Below are 25,099 nucleotides of genomic sequence, written 5' to 3' on the forward strand. Positions count from 1 at the left end.
TCGCGAGCAGGCTCGCTCCCACATTTGATTCCCATCACAGATGCATGCCATTGGTCAGGCCATGTAGCGCTTTTGCGGGCGACAGTTACAGTGAGCAAACCTGAAGGACTCAGGTGCTCCAACCCTTCACGCTTCCGTTTCGTAGTCGGTCTCCAGCTGTGCACCAGGTTGTCATCGGAAGACACCATTTGATCACCGGAGGATCACCTCATGATCACGCGCCGCACCACTGCATCCGATTGGGACGCCAAGGCGTACCAACAGTTTTCCCGTCTCAGACAACGTCCGGTCAACGAATTGCTCGACCGTATCGAACTGCAAAATCCCCAACGCATTTACGATCTGGGCTGCGGCACCGGCATCGCTACGCAGTTGCTGGCCAAGCGTTGGCCGCGTGCGCGATTGCAGGGCATCGACAGCTCGGCGCAGATGCTCAACGAGGCCCGAAGCCTGCCGATCAAGGCCCTGTGGAAACAATCTGATCTGCTGGACTGGCAGCCTGAGCAACCGGCGGATCTGCTGTTCGCCGCCGCTGTGCTGCATTTTCTCGATCACCACGAAACCTTGCTGCCGCGCCTGCTTGGTTATTTGAATCCTGGCGGCTGCCTCGCAGCGCACATGCCGGATTGGCACGATGCGTTGTGGTATCGGTTGATGCTGCAAACGTTGGATGACGCCGGCCCCGGGGGCGCACCGTTGGGCACGCCGGAACTGCGCCGGCGCATGGCCGCGCGGCCGCTACTGACGCTGGAGGACTACTACCGTCTGCTCGCGCCAATGACCGCGTCGCTGGACATTTGGGAGACCGAACAACTGCAAGTGGTCAACGGCAAATCGCCGGTGTATGACTGGGTCAAGGTTTCGGCGCTAAGGCCAGTGATGCAGGCGCTGGATTCAGCGCAGCAGGCGCGATTCATCTATCACTACCTGATGCGGGTGCAGGCGCATTACCCGCAGGAGGCGGATGGGCATACGTTGTTTGCGTTCAAGCGGATATTTATTGTCGCCAGGGTTTGATTCGTTACGGCCGCTACCGCTTTCGCGAGCAGGCTCGCTCCCACAGGGATATGCATTCCAATGTGGGAGCGAGCCTGCTCGCGAAGGCGATGGCTCAGGCAACATCAATCGCGGGATTCGACTCCTAGTTCATCCCACACCGATTCGGCCAAATGAAACGTCGCGTTCGCCGCCGGGATGCCGCAGTAGATCGCGCTCTGCATGATCACTTCCTTGATTTCGCCACGGCTGACGCCGTTGTTGGCTGCCGCGCGCAGGTGCAGTTTCAGTTCGCCCTCGCGGTTCATGCCGATCAGCATGGCGATGGTGATCAGGCTGCGGGTATGACGGGGCAGGCCCGGGCGGGTCCAGATGTCGCCCCAGGCGTGGCGGGTGATCATCTCCTGGAATTCCGAGTTGAACTCGGTCAGCGCGGTCAGGCTGCGATCGACGTGGGCATCGCCCAGCACCGCGCGGCGTACCTGCATGCCTTCGTCGTAACGTTGTTTCTCGTCCACAAATTCTTCCTCACTGAGCCTGCAAAAACGCCAGCACACGGTCGCTGAAAGCGGCACCGGCCTGCACGTTGGACAAATGCGCCGCATGGAACTCGGCGTACTCGGCACCGCGCACGTGGTCGCGAATGAAGTGCCCGCCGGACGGCGGCGTCACCGCATCTTCGCTGCCGGCAATGACCAGCAACGGCACGTTGATCGAAGCCAGTTGTTCACGAAAATCAGCATCGCGCACGGCCGCGCAGTTGGCCGCATAGCCTTGTGGATTGGTTGCGGCAAGCATGTCGGTAATCTTCTTCGCCGCCTCGGGATGCGCTGCGGAAAAGTCCGGGGTAAACCAGCGCGCAATCGAGGCATCACGCAGCGCGACCATCGCCGCCGGGCCGTCGCGCAACACGGTTTCGATGCGTGGATTCCATACCGACGGATCGCCGATTTTCGCCGCCGTGTTGCACACGATCAGTTTGTGCAGACGATGGCCTGCGTTGATCCCCAGCCACTGACCGATCAGCCCGCCCATCGACAGTCCGCAGAAATGCGCGCGCTCGATATGCAGCGCATCGAGCAGACCGAGCACGTCGCGACCGAGTTGTTCGATGCTGTACGGCCCCTCGGTGACCAGCGATTGCCCATGGCCGCGCGTGTCGAAACGCAGCACGCGGAAATGCTCGGCGAACGCCGGCATCTGCCCGTCCCACATGTGCAGGTCGGTGCCCAGCGAGTTGGACAGCACCAGCACCGGCGCCTCCGCCGGGCCCTCAATTTCATAGTGCAGTTCGCCATCGGCGAGTTGAACGAAAGCCACAGCCCTCTCCTTCAGACAGTCAAAGCGTTGTGTTCAGCCACCGCGCGCTCGACCCAGACTTGCGCCTGGCCGAGGTAATGCGCGGGGTTCAGAAGATCATCGAGTTCAGCGCCACTGAGTTCGGCGGTGACTTGCGGCTCGTCAGCGAGCACCGCACGCAAATGGCGTTGCTCGGCCACTGCACGTTTGCAGCATTGCTCGAGCAGATGATGCGCGGTGTCGCGGCCGACGCGTTGGGCGAGGACGATGCTCACCGCTTCGGCCAGCACCAGGCCTTGGGTCAATTCGAGGTTGCGGGTCATGCGCGCCGCGTCGACTTCCAGACCCTCGGCCAGCAAGCGCGCCTGTTGCAGCGAACCGGACACCAGGCAGCAGATTTCCGGCAGGGTTTCCCATTCGGCATGCCACAAACCGAGGCTGCGTTCGTGCTCCTGCGGCATCGCACTGAACAACGTCGACACCAGCCCCGGCACCCGCGTGGCCGCGCCGATCAGCACCGCCGCGCCGACCGGATTGCGTTTGTGCGGCATGGTCGACGAACCACCCTTGCCCGGTGCCGCAGGCTCAAAAACCTCCGCTGCTTCGGTCTGCATCAACAGGCTGATGTCGCGGCCGAATTTGCCGAGGCTGCCGGCGATCAGGCCAAGCACCGCGCCGAATTCAACGATGCGATCACGCTGGGTGTGCCACGGTTGCTCGGGCAGGGTCAGTTGCAGCTCTTCGGCCAATGCTTTGGCGATCGGCAACGCCTGTTCACCCAGCGCCGCGAGCGTGCCGGAGGCGCCACCGAATTGCAGCACCAGCAGACGCGGTTTCAGCTCCTGTAGACGCTGACGGCTGCGCGTGACGGCGCCGAGCCATCCAGCGATTTTCATACCGAGGGTCACTGGCGTCGCGTGTTGCAGCCAGGTGCGCCCGGCCAGTGGCGTGGTAGCGAAACGTTGTGCCTGAGCAGCGAGCGAGTCGGCCAGTTGCGCCAGTTGGTCTTCGATCAGCGCCAGCGCCTGGCGAAATTGCAGGACCAACCCGGAGTCCATCACGTCCTGACTGGTCGCGCCCAGATGCACATAGCGCTCGGCTTCGGCATCGCTCGAAGCGATCTGCTTGCCCAAGGCCTTGACCAGTGGAATCGCCGAATTGCCGGCCGTGGCAATCGCCTCGCCCAGCGCCGCGAAGTCATACAGGCCCGCGTCGCACGCTGTGGCAATCGGTGCCACGGCCGATGAAGGAATCAGCCCGACCCGCGCCTCGGCCCGGGCCAGCGCCGCTTCGAAATCAAGCATCGCCTGCACCCGGCCCTGATCGCAGAACACTTCGCGCATATCGCGGGCGGTGAAGTAGGCATCGAACAATTGATTGCCCGGTCGCTGAGTCATAAACAGTCCTTGCCGGCGCGGGCCTCGCAGCCCGCGCACATGGGTTTACAGATCGTGGTGCAAATACTTCGCCTGCTTGGGCAAACGCAGGCTGAACAGGAAAGCCACCGCCATCATCGCCGTGACGTACCAGTAGAAGGCGTTTTCCATGCCGCCGGCCTTGAGGCTCAGGGCCACAAACTCTGCCGAGCCACCGAAGATTGCATTGGCCACCGCGTAAGCCAGGCCGACACCGAGGGCGCGCACTTCCGGCGGGAACATCTCGGCTTTTACCAGACCGCTGATCGAGGTGTAGAAGCTCACAATCGCCAGCGCCAGGGTGATCAGCACGAAGGCGAGGAACGGGCTGCTGATGCTTTTCAGGCTGAGCAGAATCGGCACGGTGAACAACGTGCCGAGGGCGCCGAACCAGAGCATCGAATTACGCCGGCCGATCTTGTCGGCGAGCATGCCGAACAACGGCTGCATGCACATATACAGGAACAGCGCGCCGGTCATGATGTAGCTGGCGGTCTTGGCGTGCATCCCGGCGGTGTTCACCAGGTATTTCTGCATGTAGGTGGTGAAGGTGTAGAAAATCAGCGAGCCGCCGGCGGTGTAACCGAGGACGGTGATGAACGCCGCTTTGTGATCGCGAAACAGTGCAGTGATGCTGCCGGCGTCTTTATGCCCACGGGTTTCCTTATTGGTGGTTTCCTTCAGCGAACGACGCAGGAACAGCGAAATCAGCGCCGCAACCGCACCGACCACGAACGGAATCCGCCAGCCGTAGGCACGCAGGTCCTCTTCAGTGAGGAACTGTTGCAGCACCACCACCAGCGACACCGCCAGCAGTTGTCCGCCAATCAGCGTCACGTACTGGAACGAGGCGAAGAAACCGCGCTGGCCCTTGAGCGCAACTTCACTCATGTAGGTCGCAGTGGTGCCGTATTCGCCGCCCACCGACAGACCTTGCAGCAAACGCGCGAACAGCAACAGCACCGGCGCCCAGACGCCGATGTCCTTGTAGGTCGGCAGGCAGGCGATCAGCAACGAGCCGAAGCACATCATCAGAATCGAGATGAGCATCGAGTTCTTGCGCCCGTGCTTGTCAGCGACCCGGCCGAAGATCCAGCCACCAATCGGCCGCATCAGGAACCCGGCAGCGAACACGCCAGCGGTGTTGACCAGTTGCACAGTCGGGTTATCGGAGGGGAAAAACGCCGGGGCGAAATAGATCGCGCAGAAGGCGTAGACGTAGAAGTCGAACCATTCGACGAGGTTGCCGGACGAAGCGCCGACGATGGCAAAGATGCGCTTGCTGCGCTCTTCGCCGGTGTAGTGGGAGGTGGTGGTTGTCATTGTTTTTCACTCGATAGGGACAGTCACAGTCTAGACATACTTTGCAACAGTCCCGTTCCGCATCGGATCATCACCCACGTATGGATCAGCCTTTGTGGCGAGGAGATTTATCCCCGCTCGAGTGCAAAGCACTCGCAAATCAGATACACGCGGTTCATCTGAATACCGCGCCGACTGGTTTTTGGGGCTGCTTCGCAGGCCAGCGGGGATAAATCCCCTCACCACAGGGACTCTGTCCTGCAGGGGATTTGGGGTGTTCTCTCAATAATCGAAGAACACCGTCTCGGCATCGGTGCCCTGCAGAACTACATTCCACTGGTACACACCCGACGCATCCGCCTTGGCCAGCAAGGTCTGGCGACGCTCCGCCGGCACGCACTCGAGCAACGGGTCAGCAACGTTTGCCGGTTCGCCCTCGAAATAGATCCGCGTCAGCAAATGCTTGACCAGACCACGGGCAAACACCAGCACCACCAGATGCGGCGCCTGGGTCGAGCCTTTCAACCCCGGCACAGAGCCCGGTTTGATCGTGGTGAAACGGAAGCGCCCTTCGGCGTCGACCGGCACCCGACCGAAACCTTCAAAATTCGGGTCGAGTGGCTTGTCCTGCTGATCTTCCGGGTGGTCGTACTTGCCGGCGGCGTTGGCCTGCCAGACTTCGAGCATGGCGTCGTTGACGACATCGCCATTGCCGTCCACCACTTGGCCGGTGATTGCCACGCGCTCGCCGAGGGTCAGCTCGTTGGCCAGGGTTTCGCGGTTCAGCCAGGTCAGGCCGATGTGGTAATACGGCCCGACGGTGTGGGACGTGGTCGCATAGAGCGTCATCTTATTTCTCCATCGGCGTGGCTTCACGGCCGCGCAGCACGATGTCCCAGCGGTAACCGAGGGCGTAGGACGGAATGGTTTTTTCCAGATCGAAAGCAGCGATCAGGCGTTCCTTGGCCGAAGTGTCCGGCACGCAGTTGTAGATCGGGTCATACGCCAGCAGCGGGTCGCCTGGGAAATACATTTGCGTGACCAGACGCGTAAGGATGCTCGGCCCAAACAGGGAAAAATGGATGTGCGCCGGGCGCCAGGCGTTGTGGTGGTTGCCCCACGGATAGGCGCCGGGCTTGATGGTCTGGAACTGGTACCAGCCATCGGCATCGGTGACGGTGCGGCCAGTGCCGGTGAAGTTCGGGTCCAGCGGCGCGTCGTGCAGGTCGCGGGCATGGTTGTAGCGGCCGGCGGCATTGGCCTGCCAGATCTCCACCAGAATCCCCGGCACCGGCAGGCCGTCTTCGTCGAGCACGCGGCCGTGAATGATGATGCGCTCGCCCAACGGCTCGCCGTCGTGCTGTGCGGTCAGGTCATTGTCCTTCTCGGCAACGTGTTCGGCGCCGATGGTCGGCCCGGTGATTTCCGACAGCGAGTGCGGCAGGTGCACCAACGGCTTGGACGGCGAGCGCAGGTTGGTGGATTGATACGTCGGGTGCAGGTAGTCAGGCTGAGTGCCTGCCTGTGGGCGACGGTAACCAGGCTTGTCAGTCATTTCGCTTTCCTCAGTTCTTGTAAGTGCCGCAGTGCGTCAGACACGTTCGATGGCCAGGGCCAGACCCTGGCCAACACCGACGCACATGGTCGCCAGACCTTTCTTGCCGCCAGTCTTTTCCAGATGATGCAGGGCGGTCAGCACCAGCCGCGCACCGCTCATGCCCAACGGGTGACCGAGGGCAATCGCGCCGCCATTCGGGTTGACCTGCGGCGCATCGTCGGCCAGGCCCAACTCGCGCAGCACCGCCAAGCCTTGGCTGGCAAACGCTTCGTTGAGTTCGATCACGTCGAAATCGCTGACCGCGACGCCAAGGCGCTCGGCGAGTTTGCGCACCGCCGGCACCGGGCCGATGCCCATCACCCGTGGTGCGACGCCGGCGCTGGCCATGCCGAGCACTTTTGCGCGGGCGGTCAGGCCGTGTTTTTTCACCGCTTCGGCTGACGCCAGAATCAGCGCAGCAGCACCATCGTTTACGCCTGAGGCATTGCCGGCGGTGACGGTTTTGTCAGCGCCGTTGACCGGTTTCAGTTTGGCCAGCGCTTCAATCGTAGTGTCGGCGCGCGGATGTTCGTCCTGGCTGACCACGGTTTCGCCCTTTTTGTGGGCGATGCGCACTTCGACGATTTCTTCAGCGAAGTATCCGGCCGCTTGAGCGGCGGCGGTACGTTGCTGACTGCGCAAGGCAAAGGCGTCCTGATCAGCGCGCGAGACTTTATAGTCGTCGGCGACGTTGTCAGCGGTCTGCGGCATGGCATCGACGCCGTACTGCGCCTTCATCAGCGGGTTGATGAAACGCCAGCCGATGGTGGTGTCTTCCAGTTTCATGTTGCGCGAGAACGCCGCGTCGGCCTTGCCCATCACGAACGGCGCGCGGGACATCGACTCGACGCCGCCGGCAATCGCCAGCTCCATCTCGCCGCTGGCAATCGCACGGAATGCGGTGCCGATCGCGTCCATGCCCGAAGCGCAGAGGCGATTGAGCGTAACGCCGGGCACGCTGTCCGGCAGACCGGCGAGCAGCAATGCCATGCGCGCAACATTGCGGTTGTCTTCGCCGGCCTGGTTGGCGCAGCCGAGAAACACCTCATCGACGGCGTTCCAATCCACCGATGGATTGCGCTCCATCAGAGCCTTGATCGGCACCGCGGCGAGGTCATCGGCGCGCACGGCGGACAATGCGCCACCGAAGCGGCCAATGGGGGTGCGAATCGCGTCGCAGATATACACGTCACGCATCATGCTTCTCCCGGCGCCTGGCCATGGGCGGCAGCGGTGCGCGCTTCCAGATCACGCAGCGCCGTCAGCTCGACTTCGGTCGGCTCAGCGGTGGTTTCAACGGAGTCGGCAAAACGAATCGCCCAACCGGTGGCGGCGACCACTTGCTCGCGGGTCACGCCCGGATGCAGCGCGGTGACCACGAATTCGTGGGTGCCCTCCTCCGGTTCCATGATGCACAGGTCGGTGATGATGCCCACCGGCCCAGCGCCCGGCAGGCCCAGACGTTTACGCGAATCGCCACCTTCGCCGTGACCGACCGAGGTGATGAAGTCGAGCTTGTCGACAAACGAACGCGCCGACTGTTTAAGGATGATCAACACGCTTTTCGCCGAACCGGCGATCTCCGGCGCGCCACCGGCACCCGGCAGACGCACTTTTGGCGCGTGGTAGTCGCCGACCACGGTGGTGTTGATGTTGCCGAAACGGTCGACCTGCGCGGCGCCGAGAAAACCGACGTCGATGCGCCCGCCCTGCAGCCAGTAGCGAAAAATCTCACCGGTCGGCACCACCGTGTCGGCGGTCTCGGCCAACTCGCCGTCACCGATGGACAGCGGCAGTACGCTCGGCTTGGCGCCAATCGGGCCGGATTCGTAGATCAGCACTACGTCCGGCGATGAAGTCAGGCGCGCGAGGTTGGCGGCTTTCGATGGCAGGCCGATGCCGACGAAGCATACCGAGCCGTTCTTCAGGCGCCGGGCCGCCGCGACGGTCATCATTTCATTGGTGGTGTAAGTCATTACTTGGCCTCCGAAGCAGCGGCCAATTTGGCCTGGAATTCGCTGAAGTCAGCGCAGCCATGGATGTATTCGTTGATCCACGCGGTAAACGTCTCACGGTCGCGAGCGATCGGGTCCCACGCCTGATAGAAACGATTGTCACGCTCGGTGTAACCGTGGGCGTAGGACGGGTGCGCGCCGCCGGGTACATGGCACACCGCGCTCAAGGCCCAGGTCGGCAGTACGCAAGCGTTCATCGGTGCGTTGAGGTCGTCGACGATTTCTTCCACGGTGACGATGCAACGCTTGGCCGCCAGCGCGGCTTCTTTCTGCACACCGAGAATGCCCCAGAGCAACACGTTGCCTTTGCGGTCGGCTTTCTGCGCGTGAATCACGGTGACGTCCGGCCGTACCGATGGCACTGCCGCCAGCACTTCGCCGGTGAACGGACAGGTCACGGTTTTGATCAGCGGATTGACCTTCGGCAGGTCGGAGCCGGCGTAGGCACGCAGCACCGCGAACGGCAGGCCGGACGCGCCGGCGACGTAGGCGTTGGCGAGGTCGGCGTGGCTGTGTTCTTCAATTTCCAGCGCGTGCGGCCACTGCTTTTCGACCGCGTCACGCAAACGGTGCAGCGAACCAACACCCGGGTTGCCGCCCCAGGAGAAAATCAGTTTGCGCGCGCAACCGGCGCCGATCAGTTGGTCGTAGATCAGGTCAGGCGTCATCCGCACCAGCGTCAGATCTTTCTTGCCTTGACGAATGATTTCATGACCCGCTGCCGTAGGGATCAGGTGAGTGAAGCCTTCGAGGGCGACGGTATCGCCGTCGTTGACGAATTGCTTCACCGCGTCGTGCAGCGAAAGGATCTCAGCCATGGAGCGGGCTCCTGTTCTTGTAAGGAATCGCCAGTGATAAAAAGGCGCGAGGTTCAGCGCCGGAGTCACTGAAGATTAAGCTCGGGAAATTCGCCAAACAATCCGATAATCGACTGAGTGTTCGTTTATCGAACGGATTGTTGTTCAGCTAACAATCAGATCAAAAGCTTCGCGAGCAGGCTCGCTCCCACCTTGGAATGCATTCCAGAATGTGCGAGCGAGCCTGCTCGCGAAGGGGCCAGCCTGTTCAATAACGATCTGCGCCCGACTCAGGTCGCATCCGCATGACTGACCATGCCCTTGATCAGCACCGCCGCCGTCGCCAACCCCGCCGGAATCACCAGTGCGGTCAGCACTTGCTCGAAATTCCAGCCCAGGCCGAGCAAGGTTGCGCCCATCCACGCGCCAAGAATCGCGCCGAAGCGGCCGATGCCGAGCATCCACGACACACCGGTCGCGCGGCCTTGAGTCGGGTAGAAGCGCGCGGCCAATGACGGCATCGCCGATTGCGCGCCGTTAACGCACATGCCCGCCACCAGTACCAGCGTCGCCAGCAAGGTGATGTTGCCCAGGCTCTGCCCCACGGCGTAGGCAAACACCCCGGCCAGCAGGTAGAAAATGCCGATGACCTTGTGCGGATTGAAGCGGTCCATCGCCCAGCCCACCCCGACCGCGCTCAACACCCCACCAAACTGGAACAACGCGCCGATGAACGCAGCCTGTTCCATGCTCGCGCCGCTGTCGCGCATCAGCGTCGGCAGCCAACTGGTCAGCAGGTATACGATCACCAGGCCCATGAAATAAGTCAGCCACAACAGCAGCGTGCCGGTGCTGTAAGTGCCGGAGAAGATCACCGCAAAGACATTGCGTGCCTTGACGGTTTTCTGTTCCGGAACGCTGAAGCTCGCGGCCTGGGCGACGGTAACCGGGTCGATCGGCGCGAGGGTTTTGCGTACTTTGTCGTTGCCACGGTTGCGCACCACCAGATAGCGCGCCGATTCCGGCAGCCAGAACACCAATACCACGGCGAGGATCAGCGGCAGGATTCCGCCGATCATCAGCAGAGCATGCCAGCCGAACGCCGGGATCAGTTTTGCCGAGATGAAACCGCCGCCGGCCATGCCGAGGTTGAAGCCGCAGAACATGCTGGTCACCAGCAGCGACTTCTTGCGCTCCGGGGTGTATTCCGAGAGCAGCGTCGTCGCGTTGGGCATACCCGCGCCGAGACCGAGGCCGGTGAGGAAGCGCAACACCAGCAGTTGCTCGACGTTGGTGCTGTACGCCGAGGCCAGGCTGAAGCCGCCGAACAGAATCACCGCACCGACGAGCACGACTTTGCGCCCGAAGCGGTCAGCTAAAGGGCCGGAGCCGAGTGCACCGAAGACCATGCCGATCAGCGCGGCACTCATCACCGGGCCGAGGCTCGCGCGGTCGATACCCCAGTCTTGCGACAGCGCCGGGGCGATGAAGCCCATGGCGGCGGTGTCGAGGCCGTCGAGAAATACGATCAGGAAACACAGGATCACCACCCGCCACTGATAGCGCGAGATCGGTTGGGCGTTGATGAAGGTCTGCACATCGAGGCAGTTACCCACAGCGGACTGAGGCTGGTTCATTATTTTTATTCCACGCAAAAAACGCAGTCGAACGGCGGCCGGCCAAAGGAAGGCACGGTCACAAGAATAGAAGGTTGTAATCAGGCGTTGCGGTGAACCCGGCAACAACGGGCGGGATACAGACAGTCGGGGAGCGAGCGCATGGTGAGTTGCCTCTTGTCATTATTATGGGGTCGACAGTCCGGCGAGCTCATTCACATCAGCGCCGGATGACGCTGCCGCGACATTAATGATCCGAGGGTTTTAGCGTCAATTCGATAAACGCAACACTGTGCGTTTATCGAACAGCTTCCTCAGGCGAACAACTGCGCACTGAGGTCGCGACTGGCGCTGAGCAGGCCGGGCAAGAAGCGCTGCTCCAGCTCGGCGCGACTGACCCGCCCGGCGTGGGTGCTGACATTCAGCGCGGCGACCACTTGCCCCGAGGCGTCGTACACCGGCACGGCGATAGAGCGCAGGCCCTGTTCCAGTTCCTGATCGACAATGCACCAGCCCTGCTGCCGCACCTGTTGCAAACATTCAAGCAATGCGTCGGGCGTATGAATGGTGCGGCTGGTCTTGGCCACCAGTTCGGCGTGATCCAGGTATTCGCCCAGGGAGGTGTCGTCCAGCGCGGCCAACAGTATGCGCCCCATCGACGTGCAATACGCCGGCAGCCGTCCTCCGACGGAAAGGTCGACCGAGATCAATCGCTGAGTGGTCGCCGAACGCGCGATATAGAGAATGTCATCGCCCTCCAGCGTCGCCATGTTGCAGGCCTCGTGCAGTTGCTCGCTCATGCGATCCAGATACGGTTGGGCGGAGACCGCCAGCGGTGTCGAGGACAGATAGGCGTGGCCGAGGGTCAGCACTTTCGGCAGCAGCGAATAGGTGCGGCCGTCGGTGGTGGCGTAGCCGAGCTTGATCAGCGTGTGCAGGCAACGGCGCACGGCGGCGCGAGGGATTTCCGTGCGATGACTTATCTGCGCGATGGTCAGGTGGCGTTTGCGTTCCTGAAACGCCTGCACCACAGCCAGACCACGGGCCAGAGACGTCATGAAATCCGGATCACCGGTCAGCGCCTGAATGCGCTTGGCCGGCGAGGCGACGATGGGCGGCGCCACCGACGTGAAGGAGTTGCGCATTTGATCGTTCATTTCTTGTCCTTGTCCGGCACGCATCGATGCCTAGTCAAACGGCTCGCCGCGCGATGCACAAGCACCGGGGCGCCAACATTGGGCGATTATCGAACCGCCGACCGATAATCGCAATCCAGACTCCCGCCCTCATCTTCATCCTTGAGGCAGCTTTAGCGATTCTGCTCGCAACTTAGTTGTTCTAGTTAATGGCGCCAAAAACAGAACGCCTGTTCTATAACGCTGTCTTTACACTTAACTAGCGGCAAAAGTTGCCAGCAACAAAACCATCACACATTCAGAACCGTTTTTAACTTGGCAAAGATAGTCATTCCCGAATCGGCCGCTATAATGCACCCTAGTCGCGGCGCTTTAATCAAAAGCCTGCGACTTGCTGAAACGAGGTCCTTCGTCTCAGCTCCGGCCAGCGCCCGGCGCCCATCACACATGCAACGCCAGCGCTCGCTGAAACAGGAAACTGATGCTGCGTCAGTTTTTATCTGGTGCCGTAGCCGCCTGTAACACGGAAGTCTTGATCGCCTCTGCAATGTCTCCGCGCCCGATCGGGCTGTGGATGACTGGCGGGGGCGCGCAATTGACTCGTTGCAGTGTGTTTCACCGGATATTCAATTCAACTCATACAGGTAGCACCGTGACAAAAGACGAACTGCGCGCGGAACTAGAGCGCCAGGAACAACGTTACAAGGAAGTTTACGGCGGGGAAGTCACCACCTACGCCGCTCAGCCGGAACCGGAACGCAAGGCATGGCGCAAGCGCCCTACCGTTCAGGATCAGGTGTTCAAGCAGGAAATCGAAAAGATCGAAAAGGAACTCAAAGCCGAAGAGCCATGAGCCACGGCGGTTGAGCATTCGAAAGTCGACGTCCGCCTGAGCCACAGCGCGGTGGAAGACGACACCTCGCGCGCCCGCTAACCGCGGGCAGCGGCTGCATCGCTGTTCTGCGGCTTATGAACGAGCGTCCCACAGGTTTCAGAGATATTTCAGACAAGCGTTTGAGCCTTTGCGATGTCTGAAAAAACGGCTCAAAAATATAGTTTATTCAATAAAATCAAAGAGTTGAAAAACCCTGCGTGCTGCTTGGTTTTCACGCCCTGCAACAAATTAAATCGAAGAAGGGTGTGACCAGTGAGCAGACGGGGCATCGATTTCCTGTCTTTTCTGGCATAATCGCGCCCCCTTACGACCGGGTCAGAAAACCTTCATGATCGATTTATTCAGCGGACTGGATGCTTGGGTGCTTGTGAGCCTCTTGCTCGCCCTGACGTTTGTCCTCGCCTTCGAGTTCATCAATGGATTTCATGACACCGCTAACGCGGTAGCCACTGTTATCTACACCAAAGCCATGCCGCCACACCTGGCGGTGTTCTTTTCCGGTGTGTTCAATTTCCTCGGCGTGCTGCTGGGCGGCGTTGGCGTGGCGTATGCCATCGTCCACTTGCTGCCGGTTGAGCTGCTGATCAATGTGAACACCGGCCATGGCCTGGCGATGGTGTTCTCGTTGCTCGCCGCGGCAATCGCCTGGAACCTGGGCACCTGGTACTTCGGTATCCCGGCTTCCAGCTCGCACACCCTGATCGGCTCGATCCTCGGTGTCGGCCTGGCCAACGCGCTGATCAACGACATTCCGTTGAGAGATGGCGTGAACTGGCAGAAAGCGATCGACATCGGCGCCTCGCTGGTGTTCTCGCCGATGGCCGGCTTCCTGATCGCCGCGCTGGTGCTGATCGGCCTGAAATGGTGGCGCCCGCTGTCGAAGATGCACAAGACACCGGAACAGCGCCGCAAGATCGACGACAAAAAGCACCCACCGTTCTGGAACCGTCTGGTCCTGGTGATCTCGGCCATGGCCGTGAGCTTCGTGCACGGTTCCAACGACGGCCAGAAAGGCATCGGCCTGATCATGCTGGTGCTGATCGGTATCGTCCCGGCGCAGTTCGTACTCGATCTGAACAGCACCACCTACCAGATCGAACGCACCCGCGACGCAACCTTGCACCTGAGCCAGTTCTACCAGCGCAACGCCGATTCGCTGGGTGAGTTCCTGGCCCTGGGCAAGAGCGTGGAAGGCGACCTGCCGGAGAAATTCCGCTGCAACCCGCAGCAGACCGAACCGACCATCACCGCCCTGCTGCACACCCTTAAAGGTGTAGCGGACTACCATTCGCTGTCGTCGGACAGCCGCATCGAAGTGCGTCGCTACCTGCTCTGCCTGGACGACACGGCGAAGAAAGTCGGCAAGCTGCCAGGCCTCGAAGCTCGTGAAAAGGCTGACCTCGACAAGCTGCGCAAAGACCTGACCACCACCACTGAATACGCGCCATTCTGGGTGATTCTGGCGGTCGCCCTGGCACTGGGCCTGGGCACCATGGTCGGCTGGAAGCGTGTGGTGCTGACCATTGGCGAGAAGATCGGCAAGCAAGGCATGACCTATTCGCAGGGCATGTCGGCACAGATCACCACGGCCAGTCTGATTGGCATGGCCAATATTTTCAGCCTGCCGGTGTCGACCACTCATGTTTTGTCTTCGGGTGTGGCCGGGACCATGGTTGCCAACAAGAGCGGCCTGCAGGGTGGCACGGTCAAGACCATTTTGCTGGCCTGGGTACTGACCTTGCCAGCGACTGTGGCGCTGTCGGCCGGGTTGTTCTGGTTGGCTTCGAAGGCTTTGGGTAGTTGATCGTTAACTGTTGATTGGAAAAGGCGTGATTCGTGAGGATCACGCCTTTTTTGTTATTGGGGGTAACAAGTCTGCCGAAGGGGTAAAAGATCAAAAGCCAAAGCAAAAGCCAGATCAAGAGCCCCTCACCCTAGCCCTCTCCCGGAGGGAGAGGGGACTGACCGAGGTGTTTAGGCGAAATATGCCGACTTGCGATACCGAGTCGAATGCAGGTTTTGAACACCACATAAATCGGCCCCCTCTCCCTCGGGAGAGGGCTGGGGTGAGGGGCAGCAACAACGCAAATCAAAAGCCGAACACCCACGCTTTTCACCACTCAATAGGCCGAGTGTCAGCTCGCCTGCTCTTGATCTTGATCCACCGGCGACGTCGGAAGGCTGAGCGGAGGGATTGATCCGGGCGTGGGAGCGCAGCGACCGTCTGGCGCAGCCAGACACAGCGGAAGGAGGTGCAGCGAAGCAAACCGGAGCCGCTGCGCCCGGATCGATCCCGCAGCGAAGGAACCCGAGCCTGCGAGGGCCGAACGTAGGAGCAAGCCTTTTGGGTTACCTTTTTGGCGTTTGAAAAAGGTGACCCGCCGTAAGGGCGGAAAGCAACGGATATTCACCCAAAACCCCAACAGCCTGGTCGGCCCAGAGGCCGCCAAGGCCGCCAAGGCACAAAAAAAAGGGGCAACCGAAGTCGCCCCAAAATGCCTTGCGTGCCCATCAAATCCAGAAGAACTCACTTGCGCCGCTTATGCGCATCCTTCCAGATAAAAAATCCAAACCCTGCAAAAAACAGCACCATGAGCCCCACCGTGAGAACCCCGGCAAACACCACGTTATCGAAAAACATGACTGACCTCCCGGCCCTGCTTTGCTTTGCTTTGCTTTGCTTTGCTTTGCTTTGCTTTGCTTTGCTTTGCTTTGCTTTGCTTTGCTTTGCTGCGATGGACTCAAATTAACAAACACACAGGCGCACATATTGACCAGGATCAATATCCGCAACGTTGAGAAATAAAGGAGGGGAAATAACTGATCTGCATCAACCAATGCAGCGGGAGATCAACGCTTTTTCGGCTTGTTCTTCGACTTTTTCTTGGCTTTTCCCAACGGCATCGCCTGCTCGAAAGCCTGGCGCACTTCGTTCAGGCGCTTTTCGTTGAGGTCATGCACACGCTTGGCGCGTTCAGTGCTGAGGTCGATCAGTTTGTCGTCTTGGCTCATGGCGTCCGGCACATCGCAGAGGAGATCACAGCTGCCGTCACCGGCAGGATTGCGCCAATCATGCCGCCTGGCGCAGGCGCTGACCAGTCACTGCTCAAATCTCGATATCGACCCACAGCCCCTGACGCGGCTGATCGTCTATCAACGGCACCACCGGCACGGTGTTGTCGGCGTTCAACTCGGTACCCGGCACGGCCAGATGCTCTTCAGGATCTTCATCCGCCTCGCGGCGTCGGCGGTCACGTTCCTGCTGACGACGCTGTTCTTCGCGCGCCAGCAGACGATCCTCTTCCGGATCACGCTTCTGCAGATCGATCGTGCTTTCGTTGGAGCTTTCCTGCACCGGCACCACCGGCGGGATGTCCGGCCGCTGGCGGATCGGATCCTGCTGGGAAGTGATCGGCACGGCGCTCAAGGGGAGCATCGGTGGCAACATATAAAGGTCTCCTGTCTGCAGGCTATCGGCTGGGGTGCAGGCGCCTTGAGCCGCCTGTCGCAAACTTGTGACCCGGTAGATACTGACTGGTGCCCTGCCGCTTTAAAAAAGCGATACATGACGCCTCGGCTTCGGCTTGCAGCTCGAAGCTAAAAGCTTGCCGCTGCTCCTATTCCTTTGGCCCTGAAGCCGTCATTCCGTTAAGATAGCCCGCTTTTTCAAGGTGGGAGTCAGGCAGCATGGCGCAGCAGTATCAACCGGGGCAACGCTGGATCAGTGACAGCGAAGCAGAGCTTGGTTTAGGCACCGTTCTGGCACAGGACGGCCGCTTGCTGACCGTGCTTTACCCGGCCACTGGCGAAACCCGCCAGTACGCGCTACGGAATGCGCCCCTGACCCGCGTGCGGTTCTCGCCGGGCGACTCCATCACCCATTTCGAAGGCTGGAAGATGACCGTGCAGCAGGTCGACGACGTCGACGGGCTGATGGTCTATCACGGCCTCAACGGGCAGAACGAAGTCGTCACGCTGCCGGAAACCCAGCTGTCGAACTTCATTCAGTTCCGCCTCGCCAGCGACCGCCTGTTCGCCGGGCAGATCGACCCGCTGCCGTGGTTCTCCCTGCGCTACAACACCCTTGAACACACCAGCCGCCAGTTGCAGTCCTCGCTGTGGGGCCTGGGTGGCGTGCGTGCGCAACCGATCGCGCACCAGCTGCACATCGCCCGCGAAGTCGCCGACCGTATCGCCCCGCGCGTATTGCTGGCGGACGAAGTGGGTCTGGGTAAGACCATCGAAGCCGGTCTGGTCATCCACCGCCAACTGCTCTCGGGCCGCGCCAATCGCGTGCTGATCCTGGTCCCGGAAAACCTCCAGCATCAGTGGCTGGTGGAGATGCGCCGCCGTTTCAATCTGCAGGTCGCGCTGTTCGACGAAGAACGCTTTATCGAAAGCGATGCCACCAACCCGTTCGAAGACACGCAACTGGCGCTGGTCGCGCTGGAGTGGCTGGTCGATGACGAGAAGGCACAGGACGCCTTGTTCGCTGCGGGTTGGGACCTGATGGTGGTCGACGAAGCGCACCACCTGGTCTGGCACGAAGACAAGGCCAGCGCGGAATACTCGCTGGTCGAGCAACTGGCCGAAGTGATTCCCGGCGTGCTGCTGCTCACCGCCACCCCGGAACAACTCGGTCAGGACAGCCACTTCGCCCGTCTGCGCCTGCTCGACCCGAACCGTTTCCACGACCTGGCCGCGTTCCGCGCCGAGAGCGACAACTATCGCCCGGTCGCCGAAGCGGTGCAGGAACTGCTCGACAAGGGCCGCCTCTCGGCCGAAGCGCACAAGACCATTCACGGTTTCCTCGGCAACGAAGGCGAAGCCCTGCTCACCGCCGTCAACGATGGCGATACTGAAGCCAGCGCCCGCCTCGTGCGTGAACTGCTCGATCGCCACGGCACCGGCCGCGTGCTGTTCCGCAACACCCGCGCCGCTGTGCAGGGTTTCCCGGAGCGCAAACTACACCCGTACCCGCTGCCGTGCCCCGACGAATACCTCGAGCTGCCGTTGGGCGAACACGCCGAGCTGTACCCGGAAGTCAGCTTCCAGGCGCAACCGGACGCCGACGAAGAACAGCGCTGGTGGAAATTCGATCCGCGCGTGGAGTGGCTGATCGATCAGCTGAAAATGCTCAAGCGCACCAAAGTGCTGGTGATCTGCGCCCACGCCGAAACCGCGATGGACCTGGAAGACGCCCTACGCGTGCGTTCCGGCATCCCGGCCACGGTGTTCCACGAAGGCATGAACATCCTCGAGCGTGATCGCGCCGCCGCCTACTTCGCCGACGAAGAATTCGGCGCGCAGGTGCTGATCTGCTCGGAGATCGGCAGTGAGGGTCGCAACTTCCAGTTCGCTCACCACCTGGTGCTGTTCGATCTGCCGTCGCACCCGGACCTGCTCGAGCAGCGCATCGGCCGTCTCGACCGGATCGGCCAGAAGCACATCATCGAACTGCACGTGCCGTACCTGGAAACCAGCCCGCAAGAGCGCCTGTTCCAGTGGTACCACGAAGCGCTCAATGCGTTCCTCAACACCTGCCCGACCGGCAACGCCTTGCAGCATCAGTTCGGCCCGCGCCTGCTGCCGCTGCTCGAAGAAGCCGATGACGGCGAGTGGCAAGCGCTGATCGACGAAGCACGCGCCGAGCGTGAGCGTCTCGAAGCCGAGCTGCACACTGGCCGCGACCGTCTGCTGGAATTGAATTCCGGCGGCGCTGGCGAAGGTGAAGCACTGGTAGAAGCGATCCTCGAGCAGGACGACCAGTTCGCCCTGCCGATCTACATGGAAACCCTGTTCGACGCGTTCGGCATCGACAGCGAAGACCACTCGGAAAACGCCCTGATCCTCAAGCCGAGCGAGAAGATGCTCGACGCCAGCTTCCCGCTGGGCGACGACGAAGGCGTGACCATCACCTACGATCGCAACCAGGCGCTGTCGCGCGAAGACATGCAGTTCATCACCTGGGAACACCCGATGGTGCAGGGCGGCATGGATCTGGTGCTGTCCGGCTCGATGGGCAACACCGCCGTCGCGCTGATCAAGAACAAGGCGCTGAAGCCGGGCACCGTGTTGCTGGAATTGCTCTACGTCAGCGAAGTGGTCGCACCGCGCTCGCTGCAACTGGGTCGCTACCTGCCACCGGCAGCGCTGCGTTGCCTGCTCGACGCCAATGGCAATGACCTGTCGCCACGGGTGTCGTTCGAAACCCTCAACGATCAGCTGGAAAGCGTGCCGCGCGCCAGCGCCAACAAGTTCATCCAGGCCCAGCGCGATCAGCTGACGCCACGGATCAATGCCGGCGAAGAAAAAATCGCCCCGCGTCACGCCGAGCGTGTGGCCGAAGCGCGCCGTCGCCTGGCCGCCGACACCGACGAAGAGCTGGCGCGCCTGACCGCTTTGCAAGCGGTCAACCCGACCGTGCGCGACAGCGAACTGGAGGCGTTGCGCACTCAGCGTGAGCAAGGTCTGGCAATGCTCGACAAAGCGGCGTTGCGCCTGGAAGCGATTCGGGTGCTGGTGGCGGGCTAACCGTCCCGCTCCACCGCTGAAAACCAAGAGGCCCGCAGTGATGCGGGCCTTTTTGTTTGCCTGTTATTTGTCAGGTGATGCAGATGGCCCCTTCGCGAGCAGGCTCGCTCCCACAATGAAATGCATTCCAAACTGTGGGAGCGAGCCTGCTCGCGAAAACGGTCAGGCAGTCGCCGCAGAAATTTCTGGCTCAACCACCGCCACCAACCCCTCCTTCATCCGCTGCGCATCCCGGACAAAACACCGCGATGCCAGAAACAGAAAGACCATGGTCAGGAACAGCGCCACCGGGATCAGGTACATCGCGTCATGCAGGCCGACAGCCTTGAACGCTTCGGTCATCTGCTCAGCCCCTGCGGCCAGCATCGCCGTGTGCGCGAAGTGATCCGACAGCCCACCCACGACCACCGGACCCAACCCGCCACCGAGCAGATACAGACCGGCGAAGAACAACGCCATCGCCGTCGCCCGCAGGCGCGGTTCGACGACGTCCTGAATCGCCGTGTACACGCAGGTATAGAAGTTGTAGGCGAATAGCCAGCCGACACTGAACACCGCGACGAACACACCGATCTCGATGCGCCCGGCATGCAGCGCCCACGCCGTACACAGGGTCGAAATGATCAGACTGAACGCGGCAAACAACAGCCGCCCACTGGCGAAGCGCTGGTGGATCTTGTCGGCGATCCAGCCGCCAAGGGTCAGCCCGACCAATCCCGTCACGCCAACGATCAACCCGGTTGCCACCGCCGCCTCCTGCAACGGCATAAGGAAATAGCGCTGCAGCATCGGCACCAGGAATGAGTTGCAGGCATAGGTCGCGAAGTTGAAGCACAGCCCGGCCATCACCAGCCACAGGAAGGTCGGAACGGCGAGGACGCGGCGGATCGGTTTATCGACTTTCTCTTGCGAGACCTGCACGGTTTCAGCTGCGCCGCGTTTCGGCTCTTTGATGAAGAACATGAACACCGCGAGGATCAGCCCCGGCACGGCAGCGATGAAGAACGGCGCGCGCCAGCTGTCGAACGCCTTGACCATCGCGCCGATGGTGAAGAACGCCAGCAGCAGCCCCAGCGGCAGGCCAAGCATGAAAATACCCATCGCCCGCGCCCGGCGGTGCGCCGGAAACAGATCGCCGATCAGCGAGTTGGCCGCTGGTGCATAACTGGCTTCGCCGATGCCGATGCCCATGCGCACGATGAGGAAACTCCAGAAACTGCCGACCATACCGTTGACCGCAGTCAGCGCACTCCAGGTCGCCAGGCCCCAGCCCATCAGTTTGCTGCGTGAACCGGTGTCGGCCATGCGTCCGAGTGGCAGGCCGGCAATCGCGTAAACGATGGTGAACGCAGTGCCGATGATGCCCAGCTGAAAGTCGCTGAGGTGCCATTCCATGCGGATCGGTTCGATGATGATCGCCGGGATGGTGCGGTCGAAGAAATTGAACAGGTTGGCGAGGAACAGCAGGAACAGAATGCGCCAGGCATTCGCCGCTTGGGTCGAGTTCTGCATGGGTCCGTCTCTTTATTGTTATGAGGGCTTCACTGCCAGCGCGTCGAGCCCGGAACCTGCAATCTAGTCAGCTGCGCCGGGGCTGTCTGTCATCATTCGTCAGCCTGATATCGACCCATCGCACTGTAACGAAACGTAAGCCCTTGATAAGTCTGGAATCCCCCGCCATACGGGGCTTTCGCGGCAAAATCCAGCGACAAAAAAATAGTTTCGCGCCCCCCTTCCCAACGCCATGGCAAAGCCTAGAATGGCCGCCGGATCCGTCCGGATCTTCCGATCAATCCCTTTGATACCCCCGCCCATGTCCGAAGCCAGTCCGTGTCTGAATTGCGGTGCCTGCTGTGCCCATTTTCGCGTGTCTTTTTTCTGGGGTGAGTGCTCATCCTCTGGCGGGACGGTGCCCGATGAACTGGTCGCGCAGATCACTCCGAGCCGGGTAGCGATGATCGGCACCGATCGCAAGCCCACGCGTTGCACGTCTCTGGCGGGTGAGGTCGGCAGCGCTGTGGCCTGCACGATCTACGACAAGCGCTCGAGCACCTGCCGCGAGTTCGAGGCGTCATGGGAGAACGGCGAGCACAATCCCGACTGCGACAAGGCCCGCGCCGCCCACGGCTTGCCACCCTTGCCGCCACACTGGAACGACCTGCCGCTGGAGCGCATTGCCTGAGCCTTAGCGCGAATCGCTATGAGGCTAATGGCAAAATCATTACCACCAATGTGCCACTACGGCTTGCAGCCGGAAAACCGCCTCTATACTGCTTTCATTCGCCTGCGTTGATTGACGCACGGGCCAGATGAATCCGAGACGGGGCATGCTATGGAGTGGCTTGGTTTGCAGTTTGTTGCCGAGCTGCCGGCGAGCGGGCAGATTCTCCTCGATTGCAGCCACAACCCTTTGCTGGTGATGGTGGCCTATCTGGTCGCCTGCGCGGCGAGTTTCGCCACCCTGGACATGGCAGAGCGCCTGGTGCATGCCGAAGACCCGGGGTCGCGGCGAATCTGGCGCTGGATCGGCGCGACCTGCCTGGCCGGCGGCATCTGGGCCATGCACTTCATCGGCATGCTGGCTTTCCAGACACCCATCAATATTCAGTACGACCTCGGCATCACCCTCTTGTCGTTGCTGATCGCCCTGCTCGCCTCGTGGCTGGCCATGCATACCCTCAGTGAGGTGCAGCCGAGCGCGTTGCATTGCCTGAAGACCGCGTGTGTCATCGGTTTGGGCATCGCTGGCATGCATTACGTCGGCATGGCCGCGATGAAGTCGAGCGCCACCGCCTACTACCAGCCGGGGCTGTTCGCGCTGTCGGTGCTGATTGCCATCGGCGCCAGTTTCGCCGCGCTTTGGGTAGCCCGCTATTTGAGCGAAGGCAGCGGCGTGGCACATCAGTTGCTCAAGTACAGCGCGGCGCTGATTCTCGGCGCCGGCATCATCAGCATGCACTTCACCGGCATGGCTGCGCTGGATCTGGTGCTTCCCGAAGGCGCTCTGGCAGCGAGCGGCAGCGAAACCAGTCATCTGCAACTGGGCCTGACCGTAGCGCTGATCATTCTGCTGATCCTCGGCAGTGCGATCAGCGCCGCCCTCGCCGACAAAAAGCTGCAGAACAAGGAAAACGACCTGCGCCGGCTCAACGCCCTGCTCAGCCAACTTGATCAGGCGCGCATGTCTTTGCAGCAAGCGGCCAATTACGACGCGCTGACCAATCTGATCAACCGCCGTGGTTTCAATCAGATGTTCGCCGAAAAACTCAGCCAGAAAACCAGCGAGGGCGGCATGCTCGCGGTGATGTTTCTCGACATCGACCACTTCAAGCGCATCAACGACAGCCTCGGCCATGATGCCGGTGACGCGCTGCTCAAAGTCATCGCCCAGCACATCAAGAGCTCGGTACGCAGCCATGAAGACGTGGTCGCGCGATTCGGCGGCGACGAGTTCTGCATCCTCATCAGCCTGCGTGACCGCGAAGAGGCGCGTGGTATGGCGCAGCGCATCATGCACAAGATGAAAGAGCCGATCGAACTGGCCGGCCGGCGCATGGTGATGACCACCAGCATCGGCATCAGCCTGTTCCCCGAAGACGGCATCACTTGCGAAGAGCTGCTCAAACACGCCGACCTGGCCTTGTACCAATCCAAAGGCGCCGGGCGCAACGGTCTGCACTTCTTCAATTCCAGCCTGAAGACCCGCGCCAGTTTCGAGCTGCAACTGGAAGAGGAACTGCGCAGTGCGCTACGGCAAGACCACGCGCTGATGCTCTACTACCAGCCGATCTTCGAAGTGAAAACCGGACGCGTAACCAAGCTCGAAGCGCTGATTCGCTGGCAGCATCCGGTTCACGGTTTGCTTACACCGGATCGCTTCATCGGTATCGCCGAGAACAACGGTTTGATTGCCGAACTGGACAACTGGGTGCTGCGCCGCGCCTGCAAGGATCTCGGCGAGCTGTCGCGGCATGGTTGTGCAGAATTGAAAATCGCCTGGAACTGCTCGCCGCTGAATCTGGCGCGCGAAGAGCTGGCCGAGGAGATCGAGCACGCCTTGCACACAGCAGGCGTGGCCCCGGAACGCCTGGAACTGGAGGTCACCGAAAACGCCTTGATGGGCAACATCGCCAACACTCTGGTGCTGTTGCGGCAGATCCGCGCCCTCGGTGTGTCGCTGTCGATCGATGATTTCGGCACCGGCTATTCGTCGCTGGCCTACCTCAAGCGCCTGCCGCTCAACACTCTGAAGATCGACCGCTCGTTCATCCTCGACATCCCTACCGCCACTGCGGATATGGAGATCGTGCAGGCGATCATCGTCATGGCCCACACCCTGCATCTGCAAGTGGTCACCGAGGGCGTCGAGAGCCTGGAGCAATACGAGTTTCTCGAGCGTTCGGGCTGCGACTTCATTCAGGGTTATCTGCTCAGCCGCCCGGTGCCGCTGGACGAATTGCGCGCGGTGCTCGATGAAATCAACCAGCGCAAACCCGTCCTCGGGGTCAATCCGTTGAGTCTGGCGCGCGATACATTTGCACCAGCGTCGCTGGATCCTTCGCTAAAAAGCCTTGCGCCCCATGCAGGCGCATCAATTGTGCGGCCAATCCGCTGATTGGCGTCGCCGAGCCCTGCTCGCGGGAAAATTTCACCGCCGTGTCGAGATCCTTGAGCAGCGTGCGCACGTGCCACTTGATCGGTTCGAAACGGCTCTCGGCCATTTGCGGGGCAAGGATCTGCAACGGCTTGGAATCGGCAAAACCACCGGCCAAAGCCTCGGCGATCAGACGGGCATCGACCCCGGCCTGCTCGGCCAACGCCACCACTTCGGCAATCACCAGCGCATTGCAGGCGACAATCATCTGGTTGCACGCCTTGGTGACCTGGCCGGCACCGACGCCGCCCATATGTGTGACGCGCTGACCGAGGCTGAGTAGCACCGGGCGCACGCGCTGAAGATCTGCCGCTGCACCACCGACCATGATCGCCAGACTGCCAGCCTCGGCGCCGACCACGCCGCCGGACACCGGGGAGTCAAGCCAGCCCATGCCGGTTTTCTCGGCCAGCGCTGCGGCCATTTCGCGAGTCGCGGTCGGTTCAAGACTGGAGAAATCCACCAACAGCTGGCCGTTTTTCGCACCTTCGGCGATGCCACCAACGCCAAACACCACTTCGCGAACCACAGCGGTATCGGCCAGACACAGCATGACGATGGCGGCGTGCGCGCACAGTTCGGCCGGGCTCGATACCTGGCGGGCGCCGGCCGCAACCAGCGGTGCACACTTGTCCGGGTTGCGGTTCCACACCGTCAACGGGTAACCCGCCGCCAGCAGACGCCGGCACATGGGCAGGCCCATCAGGCCGATTCCGGCAAACCCCAACGAAGGTAGCGTTGACATCATTTCGCCTCTTTTCGATTAAAGATCACCGAATCATGGCCGATTCATCAACGATCAGGAAAGGATTCCGCCCGGCGATCAGACCAGCCAGCACTACG

The 25,099-nt window shown here is 61.2% G+C and carries 22 protein-coding genes; 6 read left to right on the top strand and 16 right to left on the bottom strand.

All coding sequences use genetic code 11. The annotated features are described in order from the left end of the window. Nucleotides 1-210: 210 nt before the first annotated feature. Nucleotides 211-1,017 (top strand): methyltransferase domain-containing protein, encoded by an 807-nt coding sequence (locus KVG85_RS14135; protein ID WP_217864177.1) that lies wholly within the window; start codon nucleotides 211-213, stop codon nucleotides 1,015-1,017. Nucleotides 1,018-1,121: 104 nt separating this feature from the next. Here KVG85_RS14135 and pcaC read toward each other — a convergent pair whose 3' ends face one another. The 11 genes from pcaC to pcaR form a co-directional block, all read right to left on the bottom strand. Continuing rightward, entirely contained in the window at nucleotides 1,122-1,514 is a 393-nt protein-coding gene (pcaC, locus tag KVG85_RS14140) for a 4-carboxymuconolactone decarboxylase (protein WP_217864178.1), read from the bottom strand. A gap of 10 nt (nucleotides 1,515-1,524) precedes the next feature. Beyond that, the gene (pcaD, locus tag KVG85_RS14145) at nucleotides 1,525-2,316 is read right to left on the bottom strand and encodes a 3-oxoadipate enol-lactonase (RefSeq protein WP_122602148.1); all 792 of its coding nucleotides are present in this window, start codon (nucleotides 2,314-2,316) and stop codon (nucleotides 1,525-1,527) included. An 11-nt stretch (nucleotides 2,317-2,327) separates the two neighbouring features. Next, the gene (locus tag KVG85_RS14150) at nucleotides 2,328-3,692 is read right to left on the bottom strand and encodes a 3-carboxy-cis,cis-muconate cycloisomerase (RefSeq protein WP_217864179.1); all 1,365 of its coding nucleotides are present in this window, start codon (nucleotides 3,690-3,692) and stop codon (nucleotides 2,328-2,330) included. A 45-nt stretch (nucleotides 3,693-3,737) separates the two neighbouring features. Next, nucleotides 3,738-5,033, bottom strand: coding sequence for an MFS family transporter (locus KVG85_RS14155; protein WP_122505770.1), 1,296 nt, complete (start codon nucleotides 5,031-5,033; stop codon nucleotides 3,738-3,740). Nucleotides 5,034-5,294: 261 nt separating this feature from the next. Continuing rightward, complete coding sequence (gene pcaG, locus KVG85_RS14160; RefSeq protein ID WP_095180561.1) at nucleotides 5,295-5,861, bottom strand: protocatechuate 3,4-dioxygenase subunit alpha; 567 nt, start codon at nucleotides 5,859-5,861, stop codon at nucleotides 5,295-5,297. Nucleotide 5,862: 1 nt separating this feature from the next. Beyond that, nucleotides 5,863-6,567 (bottom strand): protocatechuate 3,4-dioxygenase subunit beta, encoded by a 705-nt coding sequence (pcaH, locus tag KVG85_RS14165; RefSeq protein WP_076566301.1) that lies wholly within the window; start codon nucleotides 6,565-6,567, stop codon nucleotides 5,863-5,865. A gap of 36 nt (nucleotides 6,568-6,603) precedes the next feature. Then, the gene (pcaF, locus tag KVG85_RS14170) at nucleotides 6,604-7,809 is read right to left on the bottom strand and encodes a 3-oxoadipyl-CoA thiolase (protein ID WP_197047831.1); all 1,206 of its coding nucleotides are present in this window, start codon (nucleotides 7,807-7,809) and stop codon (nucleotides 6,604-6,606) included. Next, complete coding sequence (locus KVG85_RS14175) at nucleotides 7,806-8,585, bottom strand: CoA-transferase subunit beta (protein WP_016771341.1); 780 nt, start codon at nucleotides 8,583-8,585, stop codon at nucleotides 7,806-7,808. The genes pcaF and KVG85_RS14175 overlap by 4 nt, the downstream gene beginning before the upstream one ends. Continuing rightward, on the bottom strand, nucleotides 8,585-9,442 hold the full coding sequence (locus KVG85_RS14180) for a CoA transferase subunit A (RefSeq protein WP_024011937.1): 858 nt from the start codon (nucleotides 9,440-9,442) through the stop codon (nucleotides 8,585-8,587). Before KVG85_RS14180 ends, KVG85_RS14175 begins: the two co-directional genes overlap by 1 nt. A gap of 269 nt (nucleotides 9,443-9,711) precedes the next feature. After that, nucleotides 9,712-11,058 (bottom strand): 4-hydroxybenzoate transporter PcaK, encoded by a 1,347-nt coding sequence (gene pcaK / locus KVG85_RS14185; RefSeq protein WP_122602145.1) that lies wholly within the window; start codon nucleotides 11,056-11,058, stop codon nucleotides 9,712-9,714. A gap of 293 nt (nucleotides 11,059-11,351) precedes the next feature. After that, on the bottom strand, nucleotides 11,352-12,194 hold the full coding sequence (gene pcaR / locus KVG85_RS14190; RefSeq protein WP_016771343.1) for a pca regulon transcriptional regulator PcaR: 843 nt from the start codon (nucleotides 12,192-12,194) through the stop codon (nucleotides 11,352-11,354). 631 nt (nucleotides 12,195-12,825) lie between these two features. Here pcaR and KVG85_RS14195 point away from each other — a divergent pair. After that, nucleotides 12,826-13,026, top strand: a complete 201-nt coding sequence (locus KVG85_RS14195; protein ID WP_008080067.1) for a hypothetical protein — start codon at nucleotides 12,826-12,828, stop codon at nucleotides 13,024-13,026. Between the two features lie 370 nt (nucleotides 13,027-13,396). Beyond that, a complete protein-coding gene (locus KVG85_RS14200; protein ID WP_016771345.1) occupies nucleotides 13,397-14,872 on the top strand; it encodes an inorganic phosphate transporter in 1,476 nt (491 codons plus the stop codon). A gap of 723 nt (nucleotides 14,873-15,595) precedes the next feature. Here the strand turns inward: KVG85_RS14200 and ccoM are convergent. The 3 genes from ccoM to KVG85_RS14210 form a co-directional block, all read right to left on the bottom strand. Beyond that, nucleotides 15,596-15,709 carry a cytochrome c oxidase subunit CcoM gene (gene ccoM / locus KVG85_RS26100; protein ID WP_016771346.1) on the bottom strand — a complete coding sequence of 38 codons (114 nt, stop codon included), beginning with the start codon at nucleotides 15,707-15,709 and terminating at the stop codon, nucleotides 15,596-15,598. A 209-nt stretch (nucleotides 15,710-15,918) separates the two neighbouring features. Beyond that, entirely contained in the window at nucleotides 15,919-16,080 is a 162-nt protein-coding gene (locus KVG85_RS14205; protein WP_016771347.1) for a hypothetical protein, read from the bottom strand. A gap of 94 nt (nucleotides 16,081-16,174) precedes the next feature. Continuing rightward, entirely contained in the window at nucleotides 16,175-16,516 is a 342-nt protein-coding gene (locus tag KVG85_RS14210; protein WP_024011931.1) for a hypothetical protein, read from the bottom strand. Nucleotides 16,517-16,755: 239 nt separating this feature from the next. Here KVG85_RS14210 and rapA point away from each other — a divergent pair, with 239 nt between their 5' ends. Further along, nucleotides 16,756-19,602, top strand: a complete 2,847-nt coding sequence (rapA, locus tag KVG85_RS14215) for an RNA polymerase-associated protein RapA (RefSeq protein ID WP_024011930.1) — start codon at nucleotides 16,756-16,758, stop codon at nucleotides 19,600-19,602. Between the two features lie 162 nt (nucleotides 19,603-19,764). On the opposite strand, the gene KVG85_RS14220 is transcribed toward rapA, so the two are convergent. Next, entirely contained in the window at nucleotides 19,765-21,114 is a 1,350-nt protein-coding gene (locus KVG85_RS14220) for a spinster family MFS transporter (RefSeq protein WP_217864180.1), read from the bottom strand. Between the two features lie 301 nt (nucleotides 21,115-21,415). Here KVG85_RS14220 and KVG85_RS14225 point away from each other — a divergent pair, with 301 nt between their 5' ends. Together KVG85_RS14225 and KVG85_RS14230 are read left to right on the top strand one after the other, a co-directional pair. Next, nucleotides 21,416-21,784, top strand: a complete 369-nt coding sequence (locus KVG85_RS14225; protein ID WP_217864181.1) for a YkgJ family cysteine cluster protein — start codon at nucleotides 21,416-21,418, stop codon at nucleotides 21,782-21,784. Between the two features lie 150 nt (nucleotides 21,785-21,934). Then, nucleotides 21,935-24,217, top strand: coding sequence for a putative bifunctional diguanylate cyclase/phosphodiesterase (locus KVG85_RS14230; RefSeq protein WP_217864182.1), 2,283 nt, complete (start codon nucleotides 21,935-21,937; stop codon nucleotides 24,215-24,217). On the opposite strand, the gene KVG85_RS14235 is transcribed toward KVG85_RS14230, so the two are convergent. Further along, on the bottom strand, nucleotides 24,108-25,004 hold the full coding sequence (locus KVG85_RS14235; protein ID WP_217864183.1) for an NAD(P)-dependent oxidoreductase: 897 nt from the start codon (nucleotides 25,002-25,004) through the stop codon (nucleotides 24,108-24,110). The genes KVG85_RS14230 and KVG85_RS14235 overlap by 110 nt on opposite strands. Nucleotides 25,005-25,099 lie beyond the last annotated feature (95 nt).

The sequence above is a fragment of the Pseudomonas triticicola genome, from assembly GCF_019145375.1.
Lineage (GTDB): Bacteria > Pseudomonadota > Gammaproteobacteria > Pseudomonadales > Pseudomonadaceae > Aquipseudomonas > Aquipseudomonas triticicola.